This window comes from Stenotrophomonas maltophilia group sp. RNC7, from assembly GCF_030910085.1.
GTDB lineage: Bacteria > Pseudomonadota > Gammaproteobacteria > Xanthomonadales > Xanthomonadaceae > Stenotrophomonas > Stenotrophomonas sepilia.
Genome location: NZ_JAVFVN010000348.1, coordinates 17,475 through 32,583, shown reverse-complemented (window position 1 = coordinate 32,583; position 15,109 = coordinate 17,475). Strand labels below are relative to the sequence as shown.

At 69.1% G+C, this 15,109-nt stretch carries 9 protein-coding genes; 4 read left to right on the top strand and 5 right to left on the bottom strand.

Going from position 1 to position 15,109, the window contains the following annotated elements; translation table 11 throughout:
* Positions 1–58 precede the first annotated feature (58 nt).
* The 4 genes from recC (at position 59) to RCF13_RS05535 (ending at position 9,615) form a co-directional block, all read left to right on the top strand.
* On the top strand, positions 59–3,403 hold the full coding sequence (gene recC / locus RCF13_RS05550; RefSeq protein ID WP_231352416.1) for an exodeoxyribonuclease V subunit gamma: 3,345 nt from the start codon (positions 59–61) through the stop codon (positions 3,401–3,403).
* Positions 3,400–7,080 carry an exodeoxyribonuclease V subunit beta gene (gene recB, locus RCF13_RS05545; RefSeq protein ID WP_231352415.1) on the top strand — a complete coding sequence of 1,227 codons (3,681 nt, stop codon included), beginning with the start codon at positions 3,400–3,402 and terminating at the stop codon, positions 7,078–7,080. The genes recC and recB overlap by 4 nt, the downstream gene beginning before the upstream one ends.
* Positions 7,077–8,957, top strand: coding sequence for an exodeoxyribonuclease V subunit alpha (recD, locus tag RCF13_RS05540; protein ID WP_231352413.1), 1,881 nt, complete (start codon positions 7,077–7,079; stop codon positions 8,955–8,957). Before recB ends, recD begins: the two co-directional genes overlap by 4 nt.
* A 130-nt stretch (positions 8,958–9,087) precedes the next feature.
* Positions 9,088–9,615, top strand: coding sequence for a hypothetical protein (locus tag RCF13_RS05535; RefSeq protein WP_134969383.1), 528 nt, complete (start codon positions 9,088–9,090; stop codon positions 9,613–9,615).
* Between the two features lie 277 nt (positions 9,616–9,892).
* Here RCF13_RS05535 and RCF13_RS05530 read toward each other — a convergent pair whose 3' ends face one another.
* From RCF13_RS05530 to RCF13_RS05510, 5 genes are all read right to left on the bottom strand, one after another.
* A complete protein-coding gene (locus RCF13_RS05530) occupies positions 9,893–10,291 on the bottom strand; it encodes a hypothetical protein (protein ID WP_134969384.1) in 399 nt (132 codons plus the stop codon).
* Positions 10,292–10,385: 94 nt separating this feature from the next.
* Positions 10,386–12,425: an FUSC family protein gene (locus RCF13_RS05525; protein WP_134969385.1), complete on the bottom strand. Its 2,040-nt coding sequence runs from the start codon at positions 12,423–12,425 to the stop codon at positions 10,386–10,388.
* Positions 12,426–12,428: 3 nt separating this feature from the next.
* Complete coding sequence (locus tag RCF13_RS05520; RefSeq protein ID WP_231352411.1) at positions 12,429–13,898, bottom strand: efflux transporter outer membrane subunit; 1,470 nt, start codon at positions 13,896–13,898, stop codon at positions 12,429–12,431.
* Positions 13,895–14,812: an HlyD family secretion protein gene (locus RCF13_RS05515; protein WP_061480710.1), complete on the bottom strand. Its 918-nt coding sequence runs from the start codon at positions 14,810–14,812 to the stop codon at positions 13,895–13,897. Before RCF13_RS05515 ends, RCF13_RS05520 begins: the two co-directional genes overlap by 4 nt.
* Positions 14,809–15,018: a DUF1656 domain-containing protein gene (locus RCF13_RS05510; RefSeq protein ID WP_134969452.1), complete on the bottom strand. Its 210-nt coding sequence runs from the start codon at positions 15,016–15,018 to the stop codon at positions 14,809–14,811. Before RCF13_RS05510 ends, RCF13_RS05515 begins: the two co-directional genes overlap by 4 nt.
* Positions 15,019–15,109 lie beyond the last annotated feature (91 nt).

The following is a 15,109-nucleotide window of genomic DNA, read 5'->3' as shown; positions in this document are numbered from 1 at the left end:
CCGTACCGGCGATGGGCGGGCCATTGAATACTGCCTGCCGTGCTGCACACTGTGCACGATGAGTGACCCGGGCAGCGATTTCCGCCTCTACCATTCCAACTCCCTGGACGTGCTGGCTGCGCTGCTGGCGCGCAACGTGCGTGAGCCTGTTCCGGGCCAGCCGTTGCTCGCGCCGGAGGTGGTGCTGATCCCGCAGGTGGCGATGCGGCGTTGGCTGCAAGCGACACTCGCTGCCGAATATGGCGTGGCCGCCAACCTCGAGTTCCTGACCCCGGGCGAGTTCGTTGCCCGTGCACTCAATGCCAATGTGCCGGGCGAACGCGACGACCTGGACGCGGCGGGCCTGCACTGGAAGCTGTACCAGGCACTGCGCGACCCGGCGCTGCTGGCGCAGCCACCGATGCGCGCGCTGCAGTCCTATCTTGCCGGCGGCGACGCCCTGAAGCCGTGGGCACTGGCCGGTGAACTGGCGTCGGTGTTCGAGAAGTACCAGGCCTGGCGCCGCGACTGGTTGCTGCGCTGGGAGGCCGGCGCCGACCCGGCTGACCCGCAGGCGATCCTCTGGCGCACCATCGCCCATGGCCGCGACTACCGCGCGCGCCGCATCCAGGCGTACCTGGATCGCTTCGAGGGCGCCGGCCAGCCGCTGCCACAGGGCCTGCCACCGCGCATGTCCGCGTTCGCGACGCTCAACATCTCGCCCGACGTGCTGCGGGTGATGGCCACCCAGGCGCGGGTGGGCGAGCTGCACTTCTATATGCCCACTCCGGTGCAGTCGTACTGGGGTGACCTGCAGACGCTGGCCGAGCGCCTGCGCAGCGGCGCACCCGATCCCTTCGGTGAAGCGGCTGGTGAGAACCGCCTGCTGGAAGCCTGGGGTGCGGCCGGCCGCGACTTCATGGCGGTGCTGGGCAGCTACGAGGTGGTGCACCCGGCCGGCGAGATTGCCGCGTATTCGGATCCGGAAGAAGACACCCGGCCGACCCTTGACGAAGGCGGCCTGTCCGACAGCCTGCTGCATCGCCTGCAGCGCGATCTGTTCCACCGCCGCGCACTGCCCTCGGGCGAGCTGCGCGATGGGCTGCGCAGCGACGACCCCAGCCTGCAGGTGCATGCCTGCCACACCCGGCTGCGCGAGCTGCAGGTGCTGCACGACCAGTTGCGCAGCCTGCTGCAGGACCCGCGCTTCGACCCGCCGCTGCAGGCGCGCGAGATCGCGGTGCTGGCGCCGGACATCGATCCCTATGTGCCGTACCTGGAGGCGGTGTTCGGCGGCCGCGGCGGCGAGGAGGAGCATATTCCCTACGCGCTGGCCGACAGCAGCCCACTGGCAGGAGAGCCGCTGGCCGATGTGTTCGTGCACCTGCTGGGCCTGCCGGTCTCGCGTTTCGGCCTGAACGAGGTGCTGGACCTGCTCGCCAGCGCGCCGCTGGCCGAAGCGGCCGGGCTGGAAGCAGTGGACTTCGATCGCCTGCATGGCTGGCTGCAGCAGGCCGGCGCACGCTGGGGCCTGGATGCGAAGCACCGCAACCAGCACCAGGCCCCGGCTGATGACGCCTACACCTGGCAGTTCGCACTGGACCGCCTGGTGCTCGGTCACGCCACCGGCAGCGAGGCGGACCTGGCCGGCGTGGCGCCGTGGATCGAGCTGGAAGGCGGCGCGCTGGAAGCACTGGACCGGCTGCTGCGGCTGCTGCGCGTGCTGGCGGTCTACCAGCGTCGCCTCGGCGAGCTGCTGACCCCGGCGCAGTGGCGGCAACGGCTGCTGTCGCTGCTGGACGCGCTGCTGCCGACCGCGCCCAGCTCGCCCAACAGCCAGCGTGCCCTCGAGCGCCTGCGCAAGCTGCTGAATCAGTTCGCCGACGATGCCGCCAAGGCCGGGTTCGAAGACGGCGTGCCGCCTGAGGTGGTGCGTTCGCACTTCGCCGGTGTACTGGGTGAGTCCGATACGCGCGCGCCGCTGCTGACCGGTGGCATCAGTTTCGGCCGCATGGTGCCGATGCGCCTGCTGCCGTTCCGGGTGATCTGCGTGCTCGGTCTCAATGATGGCGATTTCCCGCGTCGTGACCCGGCCGCGGGCCTCAACCAGCTCACCGCCGAGCTGGACACGCCACGCCGCCGCCCGGGCGATCGCTCCACCCGCGAAGACGACCGCTTCCTGTTCCTGCAGCTGTTCGCCGCCGCGCAGGAGGTGTTCTACCTCAGCTACCTCGGCGCCGATCCACGCGATGGCAGCGTGCGTGAGCCGTCGGTGCTGGTCAGTGAACTGATCGATGCCGCCGCCGCGTATCACCTCGATCCGCCTGCGGCGGTCCGCGACTTTACCGTGCGCCATGCACTGCAGCCGTTCTCACCGGCGGCGTTCGGAGAGGGGGATCCACGCCGCTTCAGCTATCGGCGGCAATGGCATCCCGCTGCCGGCCGCCTCACCGGCCAGCGTGGGGGCCTGCAGCCGTGGTTCGATGCCCCGCTGCCGCCGCCGCCCGACGATGCCGTGGAAGACGAGCTCGCGCTCGACACCCTGCGCCGCTTCCTGTGCGACCCGGCCGGGCAGTTCCTCGCACAGTCGATGGGCCTGCGCCTGGCCGACGATGCCGGGGAAGTTGATGACCTGGAACCGCTGGTGCTGTCATCGCGCGGCCCGGAAAAGCGCAGCGTGCAGGCGGCGGTGGTGCGCGCCACGCTCAGTGGCGATACCGAACCGTTGTACCCGCGGCTGCGCGCGCGTGGCCTGCTGCCGTCCGGTCCATTGGGCCAGCGCCAGTTCGAGGTGGAGCAGTTGAAGACTCGCCCGTATGCCAGTGCGTTGCTGGGCTGGATGCAGGGCGAGCCGCTGGAAAGCCGTCGCTACGAAGTGGACATCGATGGCGTGCGCCTGCACGGCCGCGTGGCCGATCGGCATCCCGAAGGCCTGGTGCGGCTGCGTGCCGGCACGCTCAATGGCAATGTAGTGATCCGCCAGGGCCTGGACTGGCTGCTGGCCAACGCCGCCGGCGACGCACTGCCCCTTGTGCAGTTCCACGATGGCGGCGACGCCGGTCCCGGCCCGCATGTACTGCCGGCACTGAGCGCGCCTGCTGCACGCGCGGCGCTGCGCGCGCTGCTGCTGTTGCGCCAGCGCGGCCTGCGTGAGCCGCTGCGCTTTGCCCCGTATACGGGCTGGGCGCTGTACAACGCGCCGGCAGAGAAACAGCGCAGCGAGGGCTGGAAGCAGTGGCACGGCAGCGACCGCAGCTGGGGTGAATCCAGCAGCGACGCCTGGCAGCTGCTGCTGCGGGGTGCCGACCCGTTCGCCTCCGATGCCAGTTATGCCGACCTGCTGCGCAACAGCCAGGTGGTCTTCAGCGCGGTGCGCGAAGGCCGCACCCTCGGCGCCGCAACGCGCCAGGAGGGCAGCGCATGAGCCCCGCCTTCATCGATGAGCGAGCCCAGTGCATGGCGGTCGATCCCTATCTGGCCCTGCCGCTGGATGGCATCCGCCTGATCGAAGCCAGCGCCGGTACCGGCAAGACCTTCACCCTGGCTACGCTGTTTACCCGCCTGGTGGTAGAGCAGGGCCTGCGCATCGGACAGATCCTGGCGGTGACCTTCACCGATGCGGCTACCCAGGAACTGCGCAAGCGCATCCGCGAGCGCCTGGCGCTGGCGGCGCGACTGGTCGATCTGGAAGCGGTCGAAGGCGAAGCACCGGACGTGCGGCTGACCCGCGAGGTGCTGCAGCGCCATCTGCAGGGAGGTACCGAGCGCGCCGCCGCACTGAAGCGCCGCCTGCAGGTCGCCGCCGATGAGATCGACCTTGCGTCCATCTTCACCATCCATGGCTTCTGCACCCGCGTGCTGCGCGAGCATGCGCTGGAGAGCGGCCACACCTTTGATCCGCCGGAGCTGCTGGCCAGCGACCGTGAGTTGCTGGAAGCGCTCGCGGCCGACCTGTGGCGGGTACATGCCAATGACCCGGCCACGCTGGAACCGCTGACCTGGCTGTGGTCCACCCCGGACGCACTGGCCGCCGATCTGCGCGCGCTGCTGGCCGCGCCGCCGCTGCACCCGTTGCCACAGGCGGTGGCGCTGCCCGATCCGCAGGCCGCCCTGCAGGGTGTTGCCGAAGAGCTGTCCGCAAGCGTGCGCGAGCATGGCGAGCAGTTCTTCATCGACCTCTGCGATGCGGTCGACAACAAATGGATCAACGGCGTGTCGTACAAGCTGGGCTGGCTGCACCCGCTGGGCCGGCAACTGCTGGGCTGGGCCGAGCGCGCCGACCCGCGCGAGCTGCTGACCAGCGAGCGCCTGCCGGCACTGCTGCCGGAGGCGCTGGCAGCCAAGACCAACAAGAAATTCGCCGAGCGCACGCCATCGTCGCCATTGCAGGCGCCGTTGGCCCGCTATGTCGCGCTTCTGGCCGAACGCGATGCCTGGCTGCGTGCCACCGCATTGAACTTCCTGCACGTGCTTCGCGACGAAGCCAGACAGCGCCTGCAGGCGCTGAAGCGCACCCGCCGGGTGCAGACCTACGACGATCTGATCGATGGCGTGGCACTGGCCCTGGAAGGCCCGCAGCGGCTGGCATTGGTCAAGCAGCTGCGCGCGCAGTACCGCATCGCGCTGGTCGATGAGTTCCAGGATACCGACGACCGTCAGTGGGGCATTTTCCACACCGTGTTCGGCGATTCACCGGAAGTGCGCGAGCTCGGCCTGGCACCGGCGCTGTTCCTGATCGGCGATCCCAAGCAGGCGATCTACGGTTTCCGTGGCGGTGATATCCACACTTACCTGAAGGCCAAGCGGGCGGCGCAACAGGCGCCGGTGCTTGACCAGAACTTCCGCTCGCGACCGGCCGTGCTGCGCGCGCTGCAGGCGCTGTACGACAACGGTGGCGAAGACGCCTTCCTCGAGCGTGACATCCAGTTCGAGCCGGTGCGGCCCGGTGGCGTGCGCAGCGATGCGGACTACCAGCGCGACGGCCATGCCGCCCCGGCACTCACCCTGCGCGTGCTGCGAAGTGGCGGTGACAAGGCGATGAGTGCCGATGCCTCGCGCGAAGCAGCGACCCAGGCCTGTGTGGCGGCGATCCACCAGATCCTGGTCGCGGCGCGCGCCGGCAATGCGGTGCTGCGTGGGCGCCCGGTACAGCCGGGTGACATCGCGGTGCTGGTGCGCTCGCATCGTGAGGCCACGCTGGTGCAGCGCGCGCTGGCCGCGGTCGGCATTCCTGCCGTGGCAGCGGGCAAGCAGAGTCTGTTCGCCACCAGCGAAGCGCGTGATCTGCGTGCACTGCTGCTGGCGCTGCTGCAGCCGGCTGACGAGGGCCGCCTGCGCGCGGCGCTGGCCACGGTGCTGCTCGGCCAGCGCGCCAGTGCGATCGCGGCGATGGAGCACGAGGGCGACCTGCAACGCGGGTTCCAGGCGCAGCTCCTGCATTGGCGCGAGCGCTGGCAGCGCGGCGGCCCGTTCGCGGTGATCGCCGACGTCTGCGCCGCGCAGGGCGAACGCCTGCTGGCCCTGATCGATGGCGAGCGCCGCCTGACCAACTACCTGCAGCTGGGCGAACTGCTGCAGGAGGCCTCGGCGCAGGCGCTGGGCATGCACGGCCTGCTGGACTGGCTGCAGGGCCAGATGGCCAGCGCCGACCAGGATGACGAGCAGCAGCTGCTGCGCCTGGAATCGGATGCGCGCCGCGTGCAGATCATCACCCTGCACAAGAGCAAGGGCCTGGAGTACCCGCTGGTGTTCCTGCCCTTCGTGGGCATCGACGGCGGTGCGCCCAACACCGCCTCGCACTGCACGGTGCATGTGGGCGGCCAGCGCCAGCTGCACTGGAAGCTGGGCAAGGACGAGGCCTGGGAAGCGGCCACTGCGCAGCGCGAGCGCGAGCAGCGTGCCGAGGATGCGCGCCTGCTGTATGTCGGCCTGACCCGCGCCGAGCACGCGCTGTGGATCGCCGTGGGTGATCTGGCCGGGCTCGGCAGGACGCGGCTGGCACCGCTGCTGGGTGACCTGCAGGCGCTGCGCGCGCATGCCGATGTGTGCATCGATGACAGTGAGGTACCGGCTGCGCTGCCGCAGCTGGCGGCCGAAGTGGAAGGGGATCTTCCGGCGGTGCGTGCACTGACCCGGCGCGTTCCGCACGACTGGTGGGTGTACAGCTTCACCCAGCTGGCCCACGCCGATGCCGGCGCGGGCAGTGACATCGAAGCCGCTGCCACCGCGCTGCCGGCGCCGGCAGCCGACGAACCCACCGGCCCGGAGCTGCCGCTGGAACCGGCACTGCCGGAAGCCGCCGCGGTGGCCGAGGACAGCGCGCCGCTCGACTCGCGTTTCATGGGCAGCCGCTTCGGCAACGTGCTGCACGAGGCAATGGAAAACGTCGACTTCGCCGCATGGGCTGACTGGCAACCAGGCCGGGAAGCTCCCGAGGGCCAGGTCGAGGTGCTGCGCAAGGCGCTGCACGATGAGGGCTATGCCGACGTCGATCTGGACGATGGCGTAGCGGTGCTGGTGCCGCTGGTGGGCCACACGCTGACCGTACCGCTGCCCGAAGGCGGTGCGCTGTACAGCCTCGGTGAAGGCGAGCGCCGCGCCGAAATCGACTTCCATTTCGCCATCGAGGCGACCACCGTGCCGGCGCTGCTGCAGGTGCTGCATGCGCACGGTGTTTCCAGTGGCCGCCGCGGCTTCGGCCAGCGCCGCCGCCTGGAGGGGCTGATGACCGGCATGATCGACCTGACCTACGTGCGTGATGGCCGGTGGTACGTGCTCGACTACAAGTCCAACCGCCTGCCCGGCTACAGCCCGGACCTGCTGGCCATTGCCATGCGCCACAGCGAATACGATCTGCAGGCGCTGATCTACACCGTGGCCCTGCATCGCTGGCTGCGCTTCCGCCTGGGCGCCGCCTACGACTACGAGCGCGACATGGGCGGCATCCGTTACCTGTTCTGCCGCGGCCTGGATGGCACGGGCAATGGCGTGCACGTGGATCGTTTCCCGTTCGCGCTGGTGGATGCACTCGACGCGCTGTTCGCCGGCGGCGAGCAGGCCCAGGCCCAGCTCGCCGCGCGTGCCCGAGGAGCCAGCGCATGAACCTGCTGAAGGAACTGCACCAGAAGGGCCTGCTGCGCACCCTCGACCATGCATTGGCGACCAGCCTGCAGCGGCTGCGCGACGACACGCCCGACAGTGTGGCACTGGCGGCGGCGCTGGCTTCGCTGGCGGTGTCGCAGGGCCACGCCGCGTTCGATCCGGCACAACCGCAGCGGTTGCTGGAAGGCGTGCCCGAGTGGCCCGCCGCGCAGGCCTGGCTGGCGCAGCTGCGCGCATCGCCCTGGGTGGCGACGCCGGAGCAGGCTGACGCCATCGCCGGGGATGCCCCCTTGGTGCTGGAGAACGGCCTGCTCTACCTGCGCCGCTACCGCGAGTACGAGCGCCAGTTGGCCACCGGTCTGCAGCGCATCGGCCGGCATCCGCTGCCGGCGCCGGACATGGCAGCGTTGGCGCCGTTGTTCGCGCAGCTGTTCGCGCACGCATCGCGCGGTGAAGATCACCAGGCACGCGCAGCCGGCGTGACGCTGCGCCATCCGCTGGCGCTGGTCACCGGCGGCCCCGGCACAGGCAAGACCACCACCATCGCACGCCTGTTGCTGCTGCTGGCCGCGCAGGCCCGGCACGCCGGCCAGCCGCTGCCCGAGGTGGCGTTGGCCGCGCCGACCGGTCGCGCTGCCGAGCGCATGGCCGAGAGCCTTCGCGTAGCCGTGCAACGTCTGCAGGAACAAGGAGTGGATGCGACGCTGTGCGCGGCATTGCCCAGTACCGGCACCACCCTCCATCGCCTGCTCGGCGTGATTCCCGATTCACCGCGCTTCCGCCACCACGCTGATAATCCACTGCCGGTGGATGTGGTGGTGGTCGACGAAGCGTCGATGATCGATCTGCCGATGATGGCCAAGCTGGTCGATGCGATTGCCAGCGGCACCCGCCTGATCCTGCTCGGCGATCCCGATCAGTTGCCGTCGGTCGAAGCCGGTGATGTGCTCAGCGCGATCCTGCGCGCCAGCGGTGATGGCATCGGCACCCGCGCCGACGATGCGCTGGCGCTGCATGGCCTGCTGGCACCGGCCACCTTGCAGCCGCAGGCCGCACCACGCGCCTTCGCCGGCCGTCGCGTACAGCTGCAACGCGGCTACCGGCAGAGTGATGCGCTGGACCTGGCACCGCTGGCGCATGCCGTGCGTGAAGGCGACAGCGGCACCGCGCTGCAGCTGCTGCGTGGCGGTTCACTGGCTGGCGTGCATTTCCATGAAGGCGAAGCCGATCCATTGCGTGGCCAACGCGAGCATCTGCTCGGCCACTGGCGCGCGCTGGCCGAGGCCGCTGATCCGGTAAGTGCCCTGCAGCAGGCCGGGCGCCTGCGCGTGCTGACCGCATTGCGCGAAGGCCCGCAGGGCGCGCGCGGGCTCAACAGCCGTATCGAACAGCTGCTGGCAGGCAACACCCCGGGCTACTTCCAGGGCCGCCTGCTGCTGGTCACCGAGAACAGCTACCGGCACCGCCTGTTCAACGGCGATATCGGCATCTGCCTGCGCGATGGCAGCGGCGCGATGGTGGCCTGGTTCCCCGGCGACAGCGTCGACCAGCCGCGCGCCTTCCACCCCGCAGCACTGCCCGCGCACGAAAGCGCCTTTGCGATGACCGTGCACAAGGCACAGGGCTCGGAGTTCGATGAAGTGTGGTTGCAGCTGCCACGCCAGGACAGCCGCGTGCTGTCACGCGAACTGGTCTACACCGGCCTGACCCGCGCCCGCCAGGTACTGCATGTGGCCTGCAGCGCCGACGTGCTGCAGGCCGCACTGAAGCGGCACGCCAGCCGCTTGGGCGGCCTGGCCTGGCGGTTGGGTGCGGAAGACGTGGTTGAAGCACCAACGCGTGTCGAACAGCCCACGGTGCAGGGCACCTTGTTCTGAATCGGGGTCGGATCCCGTTCCCATCGGGAAAGGGCTCTGACCCCATCGCCCCGATGTCGCATTTGCCGTTTGATGACGCCGTTGGCGCTACCTATCCTGCGTTGCTATTCCACGACACAGGAACCGGCACATGGCCCTTATCGCTCTGGATGACCCACGATGGGCCGAACTGCAGCATGCCTATGGCGCTGCGGATGACATTCCGGAGCTGCTGGCCAATCTCAGTATCCCGAAAAACGAAAGATCCGAAGACGATCCGATCGAGGACACCTGGCACGAGTTGTGGAACAGCCTGTGCCATCAAGGGGACGTCTACAGCGCTTCGTTTGCGGCTGTGCCGCATATTGTAAGAACACTTCTGACATGGCCAGAGTTGCTAACGTTTCACTTCGTTGGACTGCCAATCTCGATTGAAATGCAGAGGCGGGAAGCCATCATTCCGCTTCTCGATGTCGTGGAGCCAGAGTATTCGGAGGCTTTACAGAAGCTCGCGCGATTTGCTGCGAGCATTGTCACGGGAAGGCATGATGAACGTATGAGCTCGTGCCTGTTGACAATACTCGCCTTGGAACATGGAAACTTCGGTGCAGCGCGGATGCTGAGTCAGATTGCACCTGAGGAAGTGGATGAGATGATGGAGCTGTTCCGGAATCGCTAGCAGAAGCAGTCGAGCATCGCTCGACTCTACAAAAGCGTACTTCGATCATTTCCACGCTCATCCACGCATGGCGTGGATCTACCGGCCACCGGAAAACTGTCGAAGGCGGGGTGGGTCCGGTTGCGGGGGCGTGAGCCGCATGGATGCGGCGACCGAGCTTACAGGGACGTACTTGTAGCGTCCCCCGCAACCGGACCCACCCCGCCATCCCACGGATAGCCCGCTTTTGACGTTGACGTTGATCCGGCAGGTGCAGGGCGCAGCCCTGCCGCCCCCGTCATTCAGCAATCAACACCAACCCATCCGGAAACACGATCGCCGCTTCATCCGCACTCACGTCGAAGAAGCCCACGCCGTGCTTCTCGGCCAGATCCTGCACCCGCCCGTGCGCGCGCTCGGCCACCGAGTGCGCGAACGCGCCGTAGATCACCTGCCGGCCGATGCTGTACTCGGTCACCTCAGCGCGATCATCACCGTCGTTGCTCAACGGGCCGTCCAGGGGCGGGAACTCCTGCGCCATCTCCGCGAACCACGCCTGCAGCGCCAGGCTGCTGACCGCCGGGTCGTCGTACTCGTGGCGCTCGTTCCACTGCGTCTGCTTCTCGAACCAGGCGATGAAGGCCGCCGCTTCGCGCGGGGCCGCGCTGGCCTCGAACACCATCATGTCGTAACTCATTGAACCGTCCTGTGGGGATCGCGAGTGGCCGCCGGGCACGGCCCGGCGCTACCGGGCCACGATGGTAGCGCCGGGCCGCGCCTGGCGGATCGCATTACACGGACGGCGATTCGGCGCCTACCCATCCCGGCGCCAACGCCTTCGCCTCCGGGAACAACGCAAAGCGCAGCCCGATCAGGCCCATCAGCGCCTCGTCGCGGGCCTTGCAGGCGCCCACGCTGCCGACCCGGCCCAGCGAGGTATCCAGCCGCTCACGCAGCGCCTCGGCCGCCACAATGGGTTTGCGCGCGGCGATCTGACGGCGGTAATGCACGGCGATCTCTTCAAGAATATGCTCGACCGCCTCACGGCTGCGCTCGGGCAGTTCCAGCCGTGCACGGCGCAGCTGCAGGATATTCAGGCCGATGCGCGCCTCATTGAGCATGTCCACCGAAGCGATGTCACTGCCCTCGGGCGTCGCCGCCAGGCGCGGGGCGAGCAGGCCCAGCAGGTCGAGCATGCGTGCGGCGAAGCGCTGCCGATCCTGCTGGCCGCGTCCTTCGGCGGCTTCGGCCAGCGTGGTCCAGCCCTGCCGCACCAGCCGGCGCGCGGTCCACTCGGCACCTACCGAACGGAACAGGCGGGTCATCACCACCGCAAAGCCAATGCCGATGAACATTGCGATGGACGAGTTGAGGAAGGTCTGGATGTTGGCGCTGTAGGTGTTCTGCAGGCTCAGCAGCGCGGCCAGGTTCACTGTCAGCGGCAGCGCGAACAACGCGCTCTTGGGGTGGTGCAGCATCAGCCCCAAGGGCAGGAACGCCACCGCCAGCACCAGTGCCAGCAGGCCAAAGTCGTGCACGGCCGGGAACACGCCGAACAGGTACACGCCCGCCACTACCGAGGCGACCATCGCCCACACCAGGAACTGCACCATGCTGGGAGCCGGATCGTCCTGTGCGGCAAAAAATGCGGCCGTCACCGCCGCCATCATCGCGCCGTTGCCGCCGCCTTCCCAGCCCAGCGCGATCCACAGCACGCAGTAACTCATCAGCGCCACGCCGGCACTGAGCGCGGAGAACAGTGCCATGCCGTAGTCGACGTGCCTGTCGGCGGCCACCCGTTCGGTGCGGATGCGGTAGTGCGCGCGATCCAACGGCGCGGTGCCCTGATCGATCGCGTGCTGCAGGGTGCGGCAGTCCTGCCACAGGTCCACCAGTTCCTCCAGGCGCAGCAGCAGGCTGGCCAGCTGCAGGTGCTGCAGGTCGCGGTCCACCTGCGGCTTCAGCGCGCTGATGCGCGCGCGCAGGCGGGCGTACTCGCTGGCGTTGGTCGGGCCATCCAGCCAATCGCGGATGTCGTCGACCAGCGCCGGCAGCCCATCCGGCAGGGCCTGGCCATCGCTGCGCAGCGCACTCAGGCGATCGGCGATTGACGACAACACCGGCAACAGCAACAGCATGCGCTCGCGCAGGCGCTCCATCGACACTGCCGAACCGGCATGGCGTGGATCATCGCGGCGCAGGAATTCGATCAGCGCCTCGAACTGCACCAGGTCGGCAGCCAGCCGGTTGCGCGGCGCGTGTGCGCGGCCACGCTCAAGGATCTGCCGGCACCACTGCGCGGCGTCCTCCATCCAGTTGCCGATGCGGGCGCGCAGCATCGGGCGTACCGACGCCGGGAACAGCAGCGAGGCAAACAGCACGGCCACCACCGTGCCGAGGATGATCTCCTCGCTGCGCGCCACCACGGTGTCGAAGATGGTCTCCGGCGAGGTGACTGCCGGGAAGCCGATGAAGGCGGTGGTGTAGCCGGCCAACAGGAACGCGTAGCCGCGAGGGCCGCGGTTGAGCAGGGCCATGAACAGGCAACCGGCCAGCCAGATCGACATCGCCGCACTCAGCACCAACGGGGTTTCCACCAGCGCCGGCAGTACCAGCAGCGTGGCCAGCCCGGCCACCAGTGTGCCGACGATGCGGTACACGCCCTTGGCGCGGGTCGGGCCCAGCAGCGGCTGGCTGACGATGTACACCGTGCCCATCGCCCAGTAGGGGCGCGACAGGTTGCCGGCCATGGCGATGTACAGCGCGGCCACCGCGGCCAGGTAGGTCTTGATCGAGAACAGCCACGCCTGGCGGTCGGTCAGCGCGTTCATGGCTTACTTCGCCGAGGCCTGTGCGGTGGCCGGCGCCGCCGGGGCAACCGTTGCCTGCCAGCCGCCACCCAGCACCAGGAACAGATGGATCTGGTCGCGCGAGACCTGCGCTTCGGCGGCGGCCAGGGTGGCGTCGCTGGTGGCCAGGCTGCGGTCGGCATCCAGGCTGGACAGGTAGGGTGTGCGGCCGCCCTGGTACAGCCGGCGGTTCTGCTCGGCGGCCAGCGCGGCCTGCTCCTGCGCCACGCGCAGCGACTGCAGTCGGCGCAGGTCCTGCGCATAGCGGTCCAGCGCAGTCTGGGTCTCGCGCAGTGCCTGCAGCACGGTGTGGTCGAACTCGGCCAGCGCGGCGTCGGCACCGGCTTCGGCGGCGTGGATGCGGGCATGCGTGCCCGAGGAGGGCAGTGTCCACGAGATCAGCGGGCCGATCGACCACTGCTGGGTCATCGGCGTGCCGAAGTCTTCCAGCAGGCCGGCGGCACCGACCGAAGCGCCGAGGCGGATGTCCGGGTACAGCTCGGCGGTGGCCACGCCGATCCGCGCGGTGGCCGAGGCCAGCTTGCGTTCGGCCTGGCGCACGTCGGGGCGGCGCTGCAGCAGGGCCCGGCCATCACCGACCGGCAGCGGCTGCGCCAAGCCGGGCGCGTGCGCGCAGTCGATCACGCCGGCCGGCAACTGGCCTGGGGTCTGGCCCAGCAGTGCGGCCAGCGAATAGGCCGCGGCCGAACGCTGCGCGCGCAGCGGCGGCAGTGCCGCCTCCAGCAGTGCCACCTGCGCATTGGCGCGGGCCAGTTCCGGCGGCGTGCCGCGGCCGGCCGCGATCAGGCGCTCGGTGACACTGCGGCTGCGCTGCTGCAGCTGCAGCGAATGCTCGGCCACGTGCAGTTCGTGGTTGGCGTGGCAGATTTCCAGATAGCTGTCGGCGACCTGCGCGACCACGCTGACCTGGGCCAGGTCGCGCGCCGCAGCGACCGACTGCTCGTCGGCACGCGCTGCCTCGGCGCCGCGCTTGAGCTTGCCGAACAGGTCGAACTGGTAGCTGACCGCGAACTTGCCATCGGCCAGGTTGATCACCGGCAGCTCGTGCTCCTGCAGGAACGATTCGGCCGACAACTGCGCGCGGCTGACGCCGGCCTCGGCCTCGTACTCGAATCCGCCCGCGTCCAGCGCCTGTTCGTACACGGCGGCCGCACGGCGCAGGTGCGCATCGGCGGCCTTCAGTTCCACGTTGTCACGCAGTGCCTGGGTGATCAGCCCGTCCAGCACCGGGTCGTTGTACAGCGACCACCAGCGGTCGGGCAGCGCCTGGTTGGCAGCCACCTGCGGGTTCTGCGTATCGATGAAGGCCGCATTGGCCTGCGGGCGCTTGAACGCCGAGCCTTCCGGCAGTGCATAGTCCGGGCCGACGGTTCTGCACGCGGCCAGGCTGGCCAGTGCGACGATCAGGCCGAGACGGGGCAGGGCGGCGTTCACAGGCCCGCCTGTGTCGGCGAAGCGCCGGCCTTGTCGTTGTGCGGATGGCGGCCGGTGTCCACGGTCACCGTGGCGGTGCGCCCGGCGATCAGTTCCACGCCCTTGGGCACTTCGTCGATGGCGATGCGCACCGGGATGCGCTGAGCCAGCCGCACCCAGTCGAAGGCCGGGGTCACGTTCGGCAGCAGGGTGCTGCCGTTGCTGCGGTAGCGGTCCTCGATACCGGCGGCAATGCTTTCCACGTGGCCGCGCAGCGGCGTCGATTCACCCATCAGCCGGATGTCCACCGTCTGCCCCGGCGCCACGCCGCGCAGCCGGGTCTCCTCGAAGTAGCCATCGATGCGGAACGAGCCGGTATCCAGCAGCGCCAGCACCGGCTTGCCGGCCACCACGTAGTCGCCCACGCGCATCGTGCGGTCACTGACCCGGCCATCGGCCGGGGCGCGCACCTCGGTACGGCCGAGGTTGAGCTCGGCCAGGTCGACCGCAGCCTGTGCGGTGGCCAGCGCCGCCTGTGCGGCCTGCAGCTTGGCGCGGCGTACTTCGGCGTCCTCGGCGGCGACCAGGTCCTGCAGGCTGCGGTCGCGGCCGATCTCGCGGCGCAGCTGTGCCACCGAGGCCTGGCGCTCGGCCAGGCTGGCCTTGGCCTGCTCCAGCGCGATGCGGTAGCGGGCGCGATCGACGACGAACAGCAGGTCGCCCTTCTTCACCGCCTGGTTGTCGGCCACGTTCACCGTTTCCACCAGCCCGGACACGTCCGGCGCCACCTGCACCACGTCGGCGCCGACGTGGGCATCGCGGGTCCACGGCTCATCCATGTAATAGACCCACAGCTGGCGCAGCACCAGCAGGGCGATGATCACGGCTGCGCTGGTGAGCAGCACCGGCAGGGTCTTCTTCACGATCTTGTTCACGATTGCATCCAACGCAGGAGGTGGAACAGCAGGCCCAGCACGATCCCGTACAGCGCCAGGTTGAACAGCGCCGGGTGCCATACATGGCGGTAGGCGCCGGCACGCTGCAGCAGCGCGTGCAGGCCGCTGTTGACCAGATAGGCCAACACCATCAACCCAAGCAGGGTCGGGACTAACACTCCGTGGAGACTGAATTCACCGGGCATCGGTAGGGGCGGGGACGAGGTGGGGGAGGGGAGGGACACCGAAACAACAGCAACGGGCAAAAGCCGCTGGCGTGTGCACGGCAGCGGCGGC

Bases quoted from the DNA above. Each gene is read 5' to 3' on its own strand.
- recD (WP_231352413.1), top strand. From the start codon at position 7,077: ATGAACCTGCTGAAGGAACTGCACCAGAAGGGCCTGCTGCGCACCCTC.
- RCF13_RS05510 (WP_134969452.1), bottom strand. From the start codon at position 15,018: ATGCCCGGTGAATTCAGTCTCCACGGAGTGTTAGTCCCGACCCTGCTT.
- recB (WP_231352415.1), top strand. From the start codon at position 3,400: ATGAGCCCCGCCTTCATCGATGAGCGAGCCCAGTGCATGGCGGTCGAT.
- recC (WP_231352416.1), top strand. From the start codon at position 59: ATGAGTGACCCGGGCAGCGATTTCCGCCTCTACCATTCCAACTCCCTG.
- RCF13_RS05530 (WP_134969384.1), bottom strand. From the start codon at position 10,291: ATGAGTTACGACATGATGGTGTTCGAGGCCAGCGCGGCCCCGCGCGAA.
- RCF13_RS05535 (WP_134969383.1), top strand. From the start codon at position 9,088: ATGGCCCTTATCGCTCTGGATGACCCACGATGGGCCGAACTGCAGCAT.
- RCF13_RS05525 (WP_134969385.1), bottom strand. From the start codon at position 12,425: ATGAACGCGCTGACCGACCGCCAGGCGTGGCTGTTCTCGATCAAGACC.